Source organism: Marinobacter sp. F3R11, from assembly GCF_003318275.1.
In the GTDB taxonomy this organism is placed as follows: domain Bacteria; phylum Pseudomonadota; class Gammaproteobacteria; order Pseudomonadales; family Oleiphilaceae; genus Marinobacter.
In genome coordinates this window covers 1-16215 of sequence record NZ_QOCH01000013.1, presented here as the reverse complement: position 1 = coordinate 16215, position 16215 = coordinate 1, and the positions used below count along the sequence as shown (strand labels likewise).

11 protein-coding genes, 1 other RNA gene and 1 riboswitch are annotated in these 16215 nt (G+C 52.5%); of the genes, 4 read left to right on the top strand and 8 right to left on the bottom strand.

What is annotated here, in order from left to right:
* Positions 1-16: 16 nt before the first annotated feature.
* From DS878_RS05045 to prsK, 7 genes are all read right to left on the bottom strand, one after another.
* Complete coding sequence (locus DS878_RS05045; protein ID WP_261977603.1) at positions 17-877, bottom strand: PEP-CTERM/exosortase system-associated acyltransferase; 861 nt, start codon at positions 875-877, stop codon at positions 17-19.
* Positions 878-963: 86 nt separating this feature from the next.
* On the bottom strand, positions 964-2586 hold the full coding sequence (locus tag DS878_RS05040) for an FAD-binding oxidoreductase (RefSeq protein ID WP_113814900.1): 1623 nt from the start codon (positions 2584-2586) through the stop codon (positions 964-966).
* 227 nt (positions 2587-2813) lie between these two features.
* Positions 2814-4232, bottom strand: a complete 1419-nt coding sequence (locus DS878_RS05035; protein WP_113814899.1) for an exosortase/archaeosortase family protein — start codon at positions 4230-4232, stop codon at positions 2814-2816.
* A gap of 120 nt (positions 4233-4352) precedes the next feature.
* The gene (locus DS878_RS05030; RefSeq protein WP_113814898.1) at positions 4353-5120 is read right to left on the bottom strand and encodes a DUF4114 domain-containing protein; all 768 of its coding nucleotides are present in this window, start codon (positions 5118-5120) and stop codon (positions 4353-4355) included.
* Positions 5121-5160: 40 nt separating this feature from the next.
* A riboswitch (cyclic di-GMP riboswitch) is annotated at positions 5161-5246 on the bottom strand.
* 192 nt (positions 5247-5438) lie between these two features.
* The gene (locus DS878_RS05025) at positions 5439-8075 is read right to left on the bottom strand and encodes a tetratricopeptide repeat protein (protein ID WP_113814897.1); all 2637 of its coding nucleotides are present in this window, start codon (positions 8073-8075) and stop codon (positions 5439-5441) included.
* Positions 8076-8127: 52 nt separating this feature from the next.
* Complete coding sequence (gene prsR / locus DS878_RS05020; protein ID WP_113814896.1) at positions 8128-9501, bottom strand: PEP-CTERM-box response regulator transcription factor; 1374 nt, start codon at positions 9499-9501, stop codon at positions 8128-8130.
* Between the two features lie 103 nt (positions 9502-9604).
* Positions 9605-11773, bottom strand: coding sequence for an XrtA/PEP-CTERM system histidine kinase PrsK (prsK, locus tag DS878_RS05015; protein WP_113814895.1), 2169 nt, complete (start codon positions 11771-11773; stop codon positions 9605-9607).
* Between the two features lie 270 nt (positions 11774-12043).
* Here prsK and DS878_RS15590 point away from each other — a divergent pair, with 270 nt between their 5' ends.
* Positions 12044-12739: a PEP-CTERM sorting domain-containing protein gene (locus tag DS878_RS15590; protein WP_261977601.1), complete on the top strand. Its 696-nt coding sequence runs from the start codon at positions 12044-12046 to the stop codon at positions 12737-12739.
* Between the two features lie 121 nt (positions 12740-12860).
* Here the strand turns inward: DS878_RS15590 and DS878_RS05005 are convergent, their stop codons facing one another.
* The gene (locus DS878_RS05005; protein WP_113814894.1) at positions 12861-13781 is read right to left on the bottom strand and encodes a D-hexose-6-phosphate mutarotase; all 921 of its coding nucleotides are present in this window, start codon (positions 13779-13781) and stop codon (positions 12861-12863) included.
* Between the two features lie 125 nt (positions 13782-13906).
* On the opposite strand from DS878_RS05005, the gene DS878_RS05000 reads away from it, so the two are divergent.
* The 3 genes from DS878_RS05000 to dnaX form a co-directional block, all read left to right on the top strand.
* Positions 13907-14548, top strand: a complete 642-nt coding sequence (locus DS878_RS05000) for a 2OG-Fe(II) oxygenase (RefSeq protein WP_261977600.1) — start codon at positions 13907-13909, stop codon at positions 14546-14548.
* Positions 14549-14655: 107 nt separating this feature from the next.
* Positions 14656-14752: signal recognition particle sRNA small type (ffs, locus tag DS878_RS04995), an RNA gene on the top strand.
* A 164-nt stretch (positions 14753-14916) separates the two neighbouring features.
* Positions 14917-16215: DNA polymerase III subunit gamma/tau (gene dnaX / locus DS878_RS04990; RefSeq protein WP_113814893.1), on the top strand; the 1299-nt coding region annotated here is incomplete at its 3' end.

The window sequence follows — 16215 nt, the reverse complement described above, 5'->3', positions numbered from 1 at the left end:
TGTGAGGATCAGTGCCTCAGGCAACGTTTCTTTGATTTTGGCCAAACCGGACCCTGTTCGGTTTCTCCGGCAGGTATTGCCCATCGTTGGTGATCAGTGACCATACGTCCGGGCGCTGCTTCCTCATGCGTTCAATCAGTGTTGCCGCTTCGGTGAAGGCAGGGCAACGGCGACCGTGATATTCCATCACCGGGCCTACGTGATCAAACTCCACGCCAAATCGTTTCAGCAGGCGTAGCTGTGCCGGTTCCATTACTGCCATCCAGTGGGTTATTCCATTTTTTATCGACATCTGGAGAATGGCAGCAAAAAGGCCAAGGCTGATATATGGCATGGCCCGCTTGCCATTTTCTGAATCGATGTAGTAGGCCGGCTCGCTGATGCCCGAAACCTCTTTCTCTTCGTTAAGGCGTCGACGAAATTCCCGGCTAACCGCCATCCGGGATATTTCAGCGATCTGATCTCTGCGCACGCTTGTGATGGCGGCTTGTGCATCTTTGTCCATGCGGTGGATACAAGGGGCTTCCATCGGAAAATCAGTTGCTCCCGGGTGCTGGCCCGCCATAACAAGGCGAACGGCTGCGACGCTGTCTCCGGACATCCTGTGCCGGATAAGACCGTGCACAGATCTTGCGTCATAAGCATCGTGCTCCCGTTTATCTGCAAAAGATGAGGGATCCTCGAAAGGCCGGTCAATGCAGTAAACCTGGTACCGAAGCCTGAATACTTCGTTAATTGTCTCTTGAGACGTCGCTAGCTGTACGCTGAACACCGAGTTAAAAATAGTGCTCACATCCGGGGAGACCCGCTTTGTGTTCTTTCTTTCTGCTTTATGCTGAAGTGCAAACCCTGTTTGCATGTGTAAGTCCTCATTCATTCCCGCTCCGTGGGCTGTTGGGCAAAAAGTAGTGCCGTTCTTGAATCAGGTAACGGCGTACTACGGGTTTGTCGAGGTAACAGCAATCAGACCTCGGAACGCTTTAACCTGGGCACGTAACGTCCTGGTGCCAGGATAGAATTCGGGTCGATGGCCGCTTTCAGTTGACTGGCCAGTCCGGAGAAAGCGGTACCATCGGTATTCATAATGTCCATTGCATCAATGTTCAGGCGGTAGGGCAGAAAACCCTCTTTTTGGCCAGCCTTGAACAGGGCTCGGTAACAGTCGTTGGCCCGGGCAGTGGCGTCTGCATCACTGCGATCAAAAAGCAGGGGGACGGTGGAGTCGAAGCAACGATCGTTTACTGTGGTCAATGTGATTAACGGATTGATACCGTATTGAGGGCAAACTGTTTCCACCATGTTGATATAGCGGCGAACATCGTTGCTCCGTATTGGTACCAGTGGCGCGAACCATATAAGCCCGCAACCATCCCGGGCCGGGTTTTTGGCTTGTCCGTTCCGGGGCAGGGCGCCTGATCGCCAGTATGCAAGCGCCAGTGCGACATCATTTGGCGCGCCATGCATGATTTCCAGTGCTCCTGAGAGCGTATCAGCCATGCCCTTGACTCGTGTTGCGAGCTTTCCGGGGAGTAACCGGGAAATTTTCCGCGCTGCATCAACCTTTCTTTGATTGATAAAGATGAGGCGGTCGGTCACAGGCCCAAGAAGCCTCCGTAGCGTGCGGCGGGCGGCGCGGGCAACCTCTTTGGATGCGTAGATTGCTCCGACTCCACTCCATGCCGGAACACCATGGTTGCTTGCCATGCTCGCAACTTCATTACTGGGCAAGACTCCGTCGATAGCCTTGTCTTCCGGGAAGGGCGCCATCATTGAAAGCATGCGCTGACTGTTGAGCAAGTTAATTGCTACCACCGACCCGCCCAAGGATCGCAGAACGGCCCTGACGGTGGGAACCAGAGCTTCCAGCCGGGCGTCATCTTTTGTGGAAAAGAAAAATGCAGTAACTGTTTCAGGAATCGGGGCTAGGGCGATGGTCATGCTCACGACAACGCCAAAATTGCCCTGACTGAAAAGTCCGTCCAGATAAGGTCCCAGCCCCCATTTGAACAGTCCATCTACTTCCGAACCTCCGAGCTCGCTAAGCTGGGTTCGATAAAGGGTGCCGTCAGGAAGAATGGCTTCTATCTTGGTGACAGCCGCAAAATGGTCAGTAATCGGTGTTATGCCGTAGCCCCTTTCAAGGGCGTTGCCAAGAAGGCTGCAGGTAGGCCCTGCGCCAGTTACTGGTACAAGGTAATTGCCATCTTGCTGATCAAGGAATTCTCTTAAAGCGCCCTGGGTCACGCCGGGCTCAATAGTGACCACGCCCATTTCAGCATCAAAATGTAAAATGCGATCAAGCCGGCCAAGATCGAGAATAACGCAATCATCTTCAACCGGGTTCGCACTTCCGTAGCCCCAGTTATTACCGGTGCTGACGGGATAAACAGCGATTTGCCACCGCTGGGCGGTTTTCAACACTGCCGCCACCTGATCCTGGTTCTCTGGTCGGAGCACCGCAGGAATTGACCGTTCAGACCCTGTTGTGGATGCTCCGAACTTTTCAGTACCGGCAGCGATAACTCCTGAGTCGCCAAGGATGGCGGCCCATTCAGCTATTGCAGAGTCGATAGATGTGCTACTCACTGGCGCTTCCACGATATATCGGTAACGGTTATGAACGCTTGTTTAAGTGTTCTGCCGGGGTGTTCTCATTGGCGACAATTTTAAGCGAGAAGGGGTTGACAAAACATGTCGTATCATTAACGGGCAGACAAGGGGCCGCACCGAAGAACCGTCGTGCAAACAGGCAGTTAAAGGGCAAATCAGGGATGTACCGTAAGGCGTATTTTTGTTAAATAATGTTAAATTGGTTAAGTTTGTTCTTCAATTGAGGTCATCGCGGAGCGTATTTCGGGGAGCGCATTCGTGCAGTCTTGGGGGCCGCAGTGGGCTTGTATCGTCATCAGTGCAAAGCGGGTTTCGCCTGTGAGTATGGCCGGGATCTGCAGTAACTTTGCATTGCGATAACTCCAGCTATTTTGGGAGCCTACCAGATACTGTTGGGCCACCAGCACTCTATCTCTCGTCAGAATATTTCGGTAAACACGAATGCCCGGCTCAAGTTGTTTTTCAACGTGCCAGACTGATTTGTCGAATAGTGGTGGTAAGTAGGGGACCAGTTTCTCTTCAGCGTTTTTTTTCTGGCTTTGTGCAAATGATATCCAGGTAGAACCCGAGCGCCAGACCTGCTGGTCCAGGTCAGCAGGAAGAGAGATTGGTAATGGCAATTTTCCAGATTGGATTTGCTGGAACCCCGGTAGATCAATTACCCATTGGTTTTTTTGTGTGGCGGTATTTTGCGCCAGAGCCAGAGCCATGGGGCCAAGAACAATTGCAGCTGCAATCGCAATAATGCCTTGTTTATAAACGCTTCCGTCTGCGGTGGGGAGCGCTGTTTTTGTCCGTCGACGAACTGGCGAAAAGTATAGTGCCGGCAGAATGAAAGCGGCAAATACAATCCAGCCCATGGTTTCATGATCAGCAAGCATCTCGCTTTGCATGTCGGTTTCGTAGGCAACAACGACAAGAATGGTTATGCGCACCCAGTTAGCGATGAGGCTGAGTGTCGCCGCTGCAAGAAGTGTGATCAGCCAGCCCCTCCAGCGGTAGTCGTTGAGGATGGACATCATCATGGCCAGCAAAATGGAGATCGCGAAATAGCGTATACCCGAACAGCCGTCAGCAATGAGAAGCCGGCCGTATGGAAGACTGATGCTGTTGCCTTCGATAAGCGCTGTCATCCCGAACCAGCCTACCCAGTTCCCCACGACTACACTTGCTATGTCTACAAGGACCGGGACCATATCTGCCCAGACAGGCAGTGAGAGTGACAGGAGGATCACATAGGGTAGAAATTTAAGTGTTCGGGCCAGCCCCAGCAGGGCCCAGGCCGTTGTGATTAACCCGGCGGGGAGCAGTAGATAGGCCAGGGTGTCGATGCGAACCAGTTCCAGGAGGCCCCATATCAGGGTTGTGATGATTAAAAGGGCTGCGCCAGCGAGATGATATGGTTTTATCTGTGTTTTGGAATCAACGGTTTGAGGCGGATGGATTAACAAAAGAGCAAGAAAAATGAGGCCGGTTACAAGGCCGTGAGCCAGAACCTGCTCGAACTCGAGCCACGCTTCTGCAAGCCTTATCCATGTAGGATAGAAAATCAGCACCGCTATCGCGGTAACAATCAGGTAAGGCCTGGAGAGTGACAGGTTATCTAACGTCTTCCTTAACATCGGGTGTTCCGCCGGACTGAATATTAAACGACAGGATACTGTGTATATCGTCTACATAAAACTCAAATCCAAAACAAAAAAAAGCCAGCCGAAGCTGGCTTTCTTAATGCACTACCGGAATCAGGCTTTCTGACGACGGCGAGCTGCACCCAGTCCTGCAAGGCCAAGGCCGAGAAGGGCGAGAGTGCCGGGCTCAGGTACTGGCAAAACAGACTCAACCATCACGACCAGGTCGTTGAAGTCTTTGTCGGAGTTGGCATACAGAGAGTCTTCCCAGGCCAGAACAAATTCGTTGGCCGTCCACACACCAGGAGCAAAGCCCGGGATCTGGATGGTATCAACGCCATTACCCTGGATGGCAACCATTTGGTCAGAGTCATCCTGGTTCAGGCTGCTGTCTGAATAGTATGTCGGGCCATTGGCAGTACCGAGGTAGTAACCGAACTGGTTGCTGGCGAAATCGACACCTGTGTCGCTACCGCTCAGGCCAATAGATCCGTCAGCAAGCATGCTGAGCGTAACCTGGCTGCTGAAGCCGTTGCCGGGAGCTGCGCTGCCGTCGAACAGTTCAACGTAGTTCGTAGGGTCTGCGTAGTCATAGATGCCAAACGTGTTGCTGCCAGACTGGCCCGCAATTTCAACAATGAATGTTGTAACGCTGCCGCCAGAACCAGTGATGCCCCAGTAGCTGTCCAGACCATCATCCAGTTGATCTGAATTGACATCGATGCTTGAAACTCCAGCTACAGGAGACACGCTGATAAGGTCCAGCTGCGATTGCAGACCAGTTCCAACGCCGTCTTGTCCATCGTCAAACACTTGGATTGCGCTGGCTTGCGCGGTCCAGGCTGTCAAAGCGATTGCGGCCGTAATAAGTTTGATTTTCATATATTTCTCCGGTTGTTTAGCTCTAATTCCCTGTAGTTTGCTTTGCAACCAGGCTGTCTCTTTTGAGTATTTCAGAGATCCTTGGCTTTCCGTCCCATCCTCACGGATGGTTTGGCATCTTACCGGGACTGCCCGATACTATTGAGGTAATAAGCGATTAGCGTGCCAAGTTTGTAATATGTTGAAATCCAAGAAGATTTGTTGGTGCTATTGATGGGTGTGTAAAAAATATCGACGCCGAAGCGAAAAAAAAGCCTGAAATGTTTACACTTCAGGCCTTGATTTTTTTGGGTGGTCTCGTGCCGTTTGTGAGATCTGTTAAAGAGCCTTTTCCACTGTATCAAGATGCGCGGCAATTTCTTTATTGTCTGGCGCAAGGGCCAGAGCCTTTTCTATGGCGGTTTTGGCTTCTCCGTGTTTTCCTGTCAGGTGAAGAATCCAGCCATAGGTATCCAGAACAGCGGGGCTGTTAGGTGCAAGCTGGCTTGCTTTTGCCGCAAGTTTCAGTGCCCGGTCGGAGTCGTTTTCACGTAACACCCACGCAAGGTTATTTAATGCGGCTACATTATTGGGCTGCCGGGCAAGCACTTGTTCGTAGTGGTTTGCTGCTGCGGTTTCCTGATTGTTGGACATCAGCCACTCGGCTCTGGCCAGATGGGCTGCCAGGTTTTGTGGGGTTGTGTTAAGCCAGCTCTCCGTTAAAGAGTCGAGTGACGCAGGGTCTTCTGCTTTAGCCAGTCCGATGAGAGGAGGCATCAACTGTGCATTTTTGGTAGCTTGCCATCTTTCGGCCAGATACTCGTAGGCACCGCCTGGTCCTTTTTGTTGGTTGAGCAGCTTCGCCCGTGAAAGCATGGTTGCTGTGACTTCTCCATGTGTTTCTTCAACGGCATCGAGCGCGGCGAAAGCGTCGTCTATCTTGCCTTCTGCCTGGGCAATGCCTACGGGCAGCAGCGCAAACCCAATGTTTTCAGGTTCAAGGGTAATGGCCTCTGCCGCTTTGGCACGAGCCTCGCTCCAGTCTTTGCTGTTAACTGCTGACTGGGCTTCGGCGAGTAACAATTGGCCATAGGCGCGTTTCATGATTGGTGATTCAGAATCCTTCCATGGTTCAAGGAAAGTGCGCGCTTCTGCCAGTTCGCCCTGAGTTATGGCTATGAGTGCATTGAGTGTATCTGTGTTCTGCGTTAATTCGGGGTGGTCTTTGGCAATGTCGGCCAGCCAGGATTTAGCCTCTGTGACGTTATGGTCCTGCATGTAAATCTGGCCAGCCTGTTGCAGTGGACGTATTGACTGCGGGGTCAGCGTGGCTGCATCTACCAGTAAATTCACTGCCTTTTCCCGCTCTCCGGTTTGGGCGTAGAGGCTGGCAAGGGCTACCTGGGGAGCTTGCAATTCCGGGTTGCTTTTAACGAGCGTTTCAAGTTGTGACTTGGCCTTCTCAGGGTTGCCCAGGCGGGTGTCTACAAGGCTTGCAAGCAATACGGCCCGGGGCTGATCGCCGTATCCGTTGAGTAGTGAATCGCGGATTTCAGCGGCTTCCTGTTCCTCTCCCTGCTGGATCAGAACATTAAGATAGGTGCTGGTTGTGGCCCAGTCAGCCGGGTTTGACGTGAAGGCCATCCGAAGTTGTCCCAGCGCCTGTTCAGGTTTTTCGTTCCGCAGATAATACCTTGCCAGCGCGAGCCTGAGCCGCACGCGGTCGGGTTCATTGCCAATGGCTTTGCTAAGGCTGGCGATGCCGCTGTCTTCGTGCCCGGGGAGGCTGAGGGCGAGAATACCGTGCATTGCCAGTAGTTCGTTGTCTTTAGGGCGGGCTTTTATGGCCCGGCTCAGGGTTTCCAGGGCGGCTTCCCGGTCCCCGGTATCGATCTGAGCCATTGTAGCGGCTCTGATGAACTGGGTGGGTGTTGTTTCCGGATCCAGGTTTTCCTTGAGCAGTTGGGCTCCTTCATCCAGCTCGCCGGTGCCGGCGGATATGGCGCCCAGCAGCATGGCTAGCTGTTCATTTTCCGGATCCAGCTTCAGTGTGTCACGAAGGATTTCTTTGGCTTCCTCAAAATTCCCTTCTTTAATTGCTTCTATAGCGGCTTGTCCCTGCTCCCTTGCATCGCTGTTCTGGTTTTCTGCCAGGATGCGGTTATAAATCTGGGCTTCCGTTATCTGACCTTGCTCCGTAAGCACGCGGGAAAGCGTGGACAGCACGTTGCGGCGTATAGGCAGAAACATATCGGAAGTCGGGAGGATACCCACGGCGTCTGTAAGTGTTGCTGACGACTGTTCCAGTTGATTTAACCGGTATTGGGCGAGGCCTTTAAAATACAAAACTTCCGGGCTCGCCTGGTTTTTGGCCAGCCATTCGTCGGCTGCCTCTATAGCCTGAGTATTTTTGCCGAGATTTATGTTGGCCTGAAGAACGCCCGTTATTGCTTTGATATTTGACGGGTTGCTTGTGGACAGATTGGTGAAAAGAGCCAGGGCGTCGGCTGACTCTCCGGATCTGCGCAATGCTTCTGCACGGATCAGTGAGGCTTCAAGCTGTTCTTCCGGAGAATCCGGAGTCTGCATTGCAAGGGTTTCAGTTGCAGAGAGCTGCTTGCCTTGTTCTACATAGGCACGGGCCAGGGTAAGGGCTACCGCATCCGGCTGCTCTTGCATCCAGGGCGCGAGTAGCTCTGCGGCTTGTTTTGCGGCACCTACCTGCAGGTAAAGGTCTGCCAGTCGAACGATGTGTTCAACGTTGTTCGGATCTTTCTGAATGGCATTTTTGAGTTCGAGCAGGGCAGAGCGGAACTGACCTTGTTCGGAGTATGTTTCAGCCCGGTTTATGTGAGAAAGGGCTTCTGATGAATCCGGGCTGTTATTGCAGGCCGTGAGCAGTGGTATGGCGAGCAGCAGACTGCCTGCCAGTACGAACCTGGGAAGTGACTTTAGTGTGGTTTTCCTTGTAATCATTTAAATCTGCTCCTTGAGCCGCTCTCTGCCATCGCATGCCTGGGAAATTAAATCAGGATTCCGAAGCTTCTGCTGATGTGTCAATTTTGTATTTGTCGGTGAGGTTGTACAGGGTGGGGCGGGTTATACCCAGAAGCCGGGAGGCCTGTGTCATGTTAAAACTGCTTGTTTGCAGTGCCTGCATGATCGCCTTGCGTTCGGCCTGTTCGCGAACCTGGCGAAGGTTCAGGTGGCTTGCGCCAGGCTCTTCGCTGCCTGGCAGTTCGAGATCTTCACTGGTAATCCGTTTGCCATCAGCCATGATGGTGGCTCGTTTTACTTTGTTGATCATTTCCCGAACGTTACCTGGCCATGAGTAACTGCTGATTGCGTTGATCGCATCTTCAGAGAAGGTCAGGCTTTGTCGATCCATTTGTTTGCTGAGTGTTTTGAGCAGCGACTGCGCAATTACCAGAGCGTCTCCGTCGCGATCTCTCACTGCCGGCACATCGAGCGTTATTTCGCTTATCCGGTAGTAAAGGTCTTCCCGGAATTCCCCGTTTGCGATTAACTGGCTTACGTTCTGGTGGGTTGCACACACCACGCGAACGTCCACTGGAATAGGCTTGACTGAGCCTACTCTGTCGACCACGCGTTCTTGCAGGAAGCGCAATAGCTTCGCTTGCAGTGGCATCGGCATGTCGCCTATTTCATCGAGAAACAGGGTGCCGCCATTGGCGCTTTCAATCTTGCCTTTTTTTGCCTGGGTAGCGCCGGTAAAGGCACCTTTCTCGAAGCCGAACAGTTCACTTTCAAGAAGGTTTTCAGGAATAGCTGCACAGTTGATGGCCGCAAAAGCGTTGCCGGCCCGAGGGCTCAGGTCGTGCAGTGCGCGAGCCAGCACTTCTTTGCCTGTGCCGGTTTCACCGATGATGAGGGTTGTTACATCGGTGGGGGCGATCTTCTCAAGGGTTCGGCATACAGCCATCATTTGCGGGCTTGCGGCGACAATACCTTTAATGTTGGTGCCATTGCCTCGCTGGGCCAGATCCTGGTTTTCCCTTTCCAGTTCTGCAAGGCGGAAGGCCCGGTTAACGACAAAGTTAAGAATGTCGGCATCCAGTGGTTTCTGATAAAAATCAGATGCGCCCATCCCTATGGCTTTAACGGCGTTTTCCTTGTCTTCACGGCCGGTAACAACAATCACCTTTGTTAATGGGGCGAGGCGGAGAATTTCTTCCAGTAATGCGAAACCTTCTGTTGCGCCGCCCGGATCCGGGGGGAGGCCCAGGTCCAGTGTTACAACATCAGGCTCTTCTCGCCTGAGTGCGGTAAGGGCGGCTTCTCTGTCGGAGGCTACGCTCACCGCAAGGTCTGCGTTGAAGCACCAGCGCATCTGGCTTTGCAGACCCGGGTCGTCTTCTACAATTAGCAGTCGTCTAGTCACAACAGCAACAATTCCTTTGTTTGGAGTTTTCCACTCCACCTGATTCTTAACTGAACATTGACACTTTGCAATGATCGATTTGTTTGTTGTGGTCTGGCGCCAATTAATTGACCAGTTTTACCGGATTTTCGGCGTCAGTAATTGATCGTTGCTCTTCATTTCGTTTATTTTCGGTGCTTTCTTCATTTGTAGCCGCCGAAGGGGAATATCCGGAATCACTTGCCAGCGGAATGCGAACGGAAAAGCAGGAACCTAGCCCAGGTTCGCTTGTAGCATCAACGGTACCGCCGAGCTTCTGAATGTATTCCCTGGCCTGGTAAGCGCCTATTCCCATGCCTGTGAGGCCTTTGGTGCTTTCGAAAGGCTTGAAAAGCCGATCGTTAATGAAATCATCGGTCATGCCGCAGCCTGTATCCTGGATGAACAGGACAACGTTACCTTTGGCGATTTTAAGAGAAAGGGTGACTTCGCCATCGGGGGGCGTTGCGTCCTGTGCGTTCTGGATCAGGTGGCCTATCACGCTTCGCAGGTTTTCTGCGTCTGCTTTTACCATGATCTGTGGGGGAGTCCCCACAAGGGTGGGTAAAGGCTGCTGCCGGCTGTAGTGTTCAAGAAGATTTGTTACCAGATGGGTCAGATCCAGCACTTTTGAGTTGTCTTCTGCAGCCGCGGGCTTGCGAATGTGTTCCAGAAGATTGGTCATCTTGCTGACCGCATGGTCTGTGGTTGAGATCATGTCATCAACAAATTCGGGATTGCTCTTGTGCTTTTGGGCATTGTTCACCAGTAGCGATAGCTGCGCTATAACCGTCTTGAGGTCGTGAACCATGAATGCAGATGCCTTGCTGACTGCCTCAAACTGCATTGCCCGTGAAAGCCGGTTCTGTGCATCTGCCTGTGCCAGCAGGTTACATGTCTGGCGGGCTACAACTTTGATAAGGTCAAAGTTTTCCCAGTTCAGGTCTACACGGGCATAAGGCCGGCCTATCATCGCAATACCGTAGAGTTCGTTGCCCAGATAAAGAGGAATGACGAGCCAGGCGTCCGGAGTTTTTGCTATCGCATCGGGGATTTCCAGCAAGTCGTAGCTCACCGGATCCGCCCGGTATTCATCCAGATTTACAATCCATTCCTTATCTGAAAAAAACCGGACCAGGTCTGCGTGTTCATCAATGACTGTGAACCTGGGGGTAGTCAGGTTAGCCGATTCTTTGAGGGTGTAAGAACCCTGTTCACTCTTCAGCCAGATGGCGCCTGCGTTACTTTCGACCAGGCCAGAAAGAATCCTGATCGCTCGCAGCGGGAGGGGAGGCTGGTCGCTGAGATCTGACAACTCTTTGGTCATTTTCAGCCATTCTTCCCGGTAATCGTACTTGTAGTCGAAAAAGTTCTGGCTGATCAGAACCATCATTTTTGACCGCAGACGCCGTGAGAGCAGCAGGGTTACCAGGAAAACCAGGGCCACAGCCGATAACAGCACCTGTAGAGCTTCGCCCCAGTTACCACCGAGAATACGTATGTAATACCCGCTGACGGCAAGCAGAAGCAGATAAGCGCCAGCAAGAACCAGGGTTCCAACGTGAAAAACCGCAGAGCGGGAAAGCTGAAAATCAATAGGTTGTTTGCGGGTATTGACGACGTTGATGGCGAAAAGTGGCACCAGTGCAGCGTTTACGAAGCCCCGTGCATTCCAGAATGAATCGGCCATCTGGCCAAACAGCAAGGCGTCGGCGTACATGAAAAAGTCGAAAGCGAAGATTGCGGCCGCCCCGATGCACAGGTACTTCATACTGGAGCGGCCAAAGGCCGGTGCGTTGCGCCAGATCTGTTCAGCCAGAGACAAGCCAAGCAGTGACAGGGCGATCTGCCCGATAAGTTTTGTTTTCCCGCCTACCAGTGTGAGATTAAAAATAAACTCCAGGCTACCAAGCGCGAGCAGTGTTATGAGTACTACGGTTGCTGCAATTCCCAGGGCCTTTTTAATTTGCCCGCTCAGATGCCCCTGCCGGAATGTATCCCGCAGCATGGCAAAGAGAAGCAGGATCCAGGCGGTATCGCGGAGCAGTTCCAGCAGGTAACGAACAAAAAAGCCGGGGTGCTCCCAGATGCTTTGGGTAAGGAGAGTGGAGGCCCATAGGGTGGTAACCAGTGCTGCGAGAAACAGAGCACGGTCAATATCACGCCTCAAATAGCGGGTACCTACGAGCACCGCGAGGATTGCATACACCGTGGCGGCAGCGCCATGGCTTATCACGCTTAGATCTGGAAGCATGTAATCTGCCTGTTTTCTGGATAGGGGTAGTTTGAGGGGGGTGGCGATTCAGTGCAACCGCAAGTGCTATCAGGGCGGGAGGCAGGCGGGCAGCCCTTGTTTGGCGAATATGTGTCGGTATTTATTACAGTTGAGTCGGTAAAGCGCTGTAAGCAGTCGGGTTTTGTCTTATATCCAGCTGATATATATCAATAATTGTAGTGTTGGCGTTTGATTTGCTTTTGACCGGTAGATTTTGAAAGAACCATCAGAAGCAAAAAGGATATGCTCGTGAAATTTCATACAAAACAGTTTGCAATTATTTCTCTAGCCGGCGCGATGTTTGCCGGTAACGTAGCTGCGGCACCGATGATCGACCTGGATTACGACGGTTTTGCGCAAGGTTCCCGTTCAGGGAAGTTGCAGAATCTGGAAACGGGTACGAATTATAACGTTAACGCTGGCATGTTTTCCTTTACCACCAGTAATGCTCAGGGTGAATCACCTATCGCCTGGACTGGTGCGCTTGATGCCTTTTGCATTGAGCTTGATACCAATCTGCAGCAGCAGGGTGTTGTCAGTTACGAATTGCAGACTGCCGATAGCTATTTCAATAATGCCAATCTGGTTTCCTCCATTGGCCAGCTCTACACCGGCTTTCAGAGCAGTGTGACTGATACATCTTCTTCCACCGCATTCCAGTTGGCGCTGTGGGAGATTGTTTACGAATTGAATGACTATGGTATGAGTACGGGTAACTTCCGTTCCGTAGGTAGTTTTGGGGATTCCAGGTCAAAAGCTGATACCTGGCTGGCTGACCTGAGTTCGCAAACTATTGACTACGATATGTATGTTCTTACTTCTGAGGCTTCTCAGGATCTGCTGGTGTTTACGCCGAGTTCACCGGTTTTGGTACCCGAGCCTGGTACTCTGGCTCTCCTGGGGCTGGGTCTGGCGGGGCTCGCCGCGCGTCGTAAAAAAGCCTGACACCGTAAGTAATGCCGAGAAAAGCCACCTTGTTCAGGGTGGCTTTTCTGGTTCTGGCTGGCGCCAAAAATGAATGTTGGTGGGTTCTCAGTTCTACGAAATTGACCGGATCAGTAAGTGCTCAGCCCCGTCCGATGAGGATACCGAGTGTGTGGCTCTGGCCTTCATTGAGTACACGGTAGTCACTTGCTGCATTGGCGGTTTCGGCGCAGAGCATTGTCTGCCAGGCCGTGTCAGGAAAGTCGCTGAGCTTTGTGGCTTTATCCGGGCCGGGATTCCAGATGACGGTTGAGTCACTGCCAACTGCCGTCAGGGTTCGTACAGTTGTAGGCGTTACGATGCTTATAGGTTCTCCGCTTTCGTATATCCGGTCTGTCTCGCCATGGAAATAGACCGGGCCGTCCTGTGTGCAGTATTCCCAGTCTTTAAGGGTATCAATATAGTGGCTGAAGCCCAGGCCCAATATTCTTGAGCGTTTTATGTCTGTGGTGGGCAGGTAAGTGTGCAGTGCCTGACTGAAGGCCAGGGGGGCGCTGCTCAGGTTAGTAGTGGTAAGAGCAAGCTGGCAGCCCCGAACTGAAAAACTGCAGGTTAGCAGGGCCAGGGCGTGGCCGCTCCAAACCTCGGAAAAGTCGTCGTTGGCATCGAGTGAGAGAGATATCTCGACTTCGTGAGCGGTTTCCCGGACATCCTCCAGTTTCCAGAGTGCTGTACGGGCAAATCCGTGAGGGCTCGTTGTTTTGACTCGTTTGCGAACCACCGGAGCATTGCGGGCAGGATCACCAAACCAGGGCCAGCAAATGGGAATGCCTCCCCTGATCGCACGACCGGGTTCGAAGCGTGCTGTGGGGCTCATCCATAGCCAGTCTGGCTCGTCTCTGGGAGTAAAACGGGTCAGGTGCGCACCCTGAAGGAACAGTGTGGCTTCGAACAAAGGGTGATGAACCTCTAATGCTTCCAGTTGTCCGATTGTGCTCCAGCGGGTAAAAGACCATTGTCCCGGGGAGAGAGATAAGGGTGGTTTATTGCTGCTCTCGGACATAAGGCTAATTTCCGGGCTTAAGTGCATTTGCGTACAGGTGAGAGTAAATCAAAACTGTGTGTTGGGCGACAACTGGCCCTAAAATAGCGGTCAAATTCTGGTGAATATTATTTCAGGGAACGTCATTGGACACAGCACAGTGGTTAGATGAGCTTGCAGAGGGCCTGAGTGAGCACGGCTGGATGAGCTTTGATATTACACCCTGGCTCGGAGAGGCCTTGCTGAAATCACTTCAGGCAGAAATCATCCTTCTTGATCAGAAAGATGCACTCAAGAGTGCAGGTGTCGGGCGTGGCAGTTCTCCAGTGCGGGATCGATCAATTCGCCGGGACAAGATCGCCTGGTTGCAGGGCTCGACTCCGGCTCAGGCAGAAATTTTCGAGTTCTTTCAAAGCCTTCGACTGGGGTTGAACCAGCGGCTTTTTCTGGGCCTGAAGCGTATCGAGGCTCACTACGCAACTTATCATTGTGGCGATTTCTATAAACCCCATGTGGACAGTTTTCAGGGGCGTGCATCCCGTATTGTGAGTCTGGTTCTGTATCTGAATGATGATTGGCTGCCTGCGGATGGTGGTGCACTTCAGATATACAGCAGGCAAAATAATAGTGAAGTCTGTGCCCGGATATTGCCTGAGGCGGGTAGGGTGGCGGTATTCATGAGCGAGGAAATTCTGCACGAAGTTGTTGAAGCTCATCGCACACGTTATAGCCTGGCATGCTGGTTCAGGCAGGATGAGATTCCTTTGCCGATATCCGCATTGTTGTAACTGCAATTGTGTAGCCCGGAAGATTTGCCGTTGTAGTCCGTAAACCCTTTTGTTAATATTCGCGCCGCTTTCAGGGATATTGTCCTGAAACGCCGTTATGGTGGCTCCATTGGTGCCTCCGCAACATGAAACCGTGAACCCGGTCAGGCCCGGAAGGGAGCAGCCGCAGCGGTGGAATTGTGTGCCGGAGTGTCGCTGGTGGGGCCACCCCCAGTTTTTTGCTTTACCCTGGTTCGGGTCCGTTCCGAAACCTCTTTCCCCGTATCTCTGCACACTCCTGATTTCTGCCTCTTAATAGCTTCTATAACTTCTTATAAAACCGCGACCATGCTAAGGTTAAAGGCGTTTTTCTCAGCATTTGGCGGAACATGAGCTACCAGGTACTTGCCCGTAAATGGCGCCCCAGAACCTTTGAAGATATGGTGGGCCAGGAACACGTTCTCCAGGCATTAATTCATGCCCTGGAAAACCAGCGTCTGCATCATGCCTATCTGTTTACCGGCACCCGGGGGGTGGGTAAAACAACAATCGGGCGTCTGTTGGCACGCTGCCTTAACTGTGAGACCGGAATTACTCCGCGCCCATGCGGTACCTGTTCCAGTTGCCGGGAAATTCAGGAAGGGCGGTTTGTTGATCTGATTGAAATTGACGCAGCATCCCGAACCGGTGTGGATGATATGCGGGAGCTTACTGATAATGTTCAGTATGCACCCAGCCGTGGTCGCTACAAGGTGTACCTCATTGATGAGGTGCACATGCTGACGAATCAGTCATTCAATGCTTTTCTCAAAACTCTGGAAGAGCCGCCGGAGCACGTGAAGTTTCTGCTGGCGACGACGGATCCCCAGAAGCTGCCTGTAACCGTTCTCTCACGTTGTCTGCAGTTCAATCTCAAACGCATGACGCCGGAGCATATTGCCGGGCACCTGACAAAAGTCCTGACGGCTGAGCAGATACCCTTTGAAGAGCCTGCTCTCTGGTTGTTGGCACGGGCTGCCGATGGCAGTATGCGGGACGCCCTGAGCCTGACAGATCAGGCCATTGCTTTTGGTAACCAGAAGCTTGCTGTCAGAGATGTGAGCAGCATGCTTGGTACGATTGACCAGCGGGATGTTGAACGAATTGTAAATGCGCTGGTGGAGCGAGATGGACCTGGTTTGCTGGCGGAGATCAGCCGTATAGCGGATTTTGCGCCGGACTACAGCGTGATTCTCGCGGATCTTCTGTCCCTGTTCCATAGGGTTACCATGGAGCAGGTTGTTCCGGGGAGTGCAGACAATGCACTGGGAGATGCGGCTCAGGTTCAGTCCCTGGCACGCAAATTAAGTGCGGAAGATGCCCAGCTGTTCTATCAGGCTGCTCTTCTAGGGCGCAAGGATCTGGCGATTACTCCAGATGCCCGGATGGGCTTTGAGATGACATTGCTACGTATGCTGGCATTCCGTCCTGGTGCCGACAGACGCGCTCCGCCTGCAGTGAGCAATACAAGTGCCAGTGCCAAGGTGGAGTCCAGGAACGAACCTGAGCCGGAGCCTGACCCTGTACCTTCGCCCGTTCCGGATCAGGCGCCGCAAGATTGCGCCGATGCGCCAGCAGATAATGCTTGGCTCGCGAGTCTTGACGCCCAGGCGGAATCCGCTCCTGATTATCCAGAGCCAGAGCCAGAG

Excerpts from the sequence above, each read along its gene's own strand:
- DS878_RS05035 (WP_113814899.1), bottom strand. The coding sequence starts at position 4,232 with ATGTTAAGGAAGACGTTAGATAACCTGTCACTCTCCAGGCCTTACCTG.
- DS878_RS05005 (WP_113814894.1), bottom strand. The coding sequence starts at position 13,781 with ATGTCCGAGAGCAGCAATAAACCACCCTTATCTCTCTCCCCGGGACAA.
- prsK (WP_113814895.1), bottom strand. The coding sequence starts at position 11,773 with ATGCTTCCAGATCTAAGCGTGATAAGCCATGGCGCTGCCGCCACGGTG.
- DS878_RS05030 (WP_113814898.1), bottom strand. The coding sequence starts at position 5,120 with ATGAAAATCAAACTTATTACGGCCGCAATCGCTTTGACAGCCTGGACC.
- DS878_RS05025 (WP_113814897.1), bottom strand. The coding sequence starts at position 8,075 with ATGATTACAAGGAAAACCACACTAAAGTCACTTCCCAGGTTCGTACTG.
- DS878_RS05045 (WP_261977603.1), bottom strand. The coding sequence starts at position 877 with ATGAATGAGGACTTACACATGCAAACAGGGTTTGCACTTCAGCATAAA.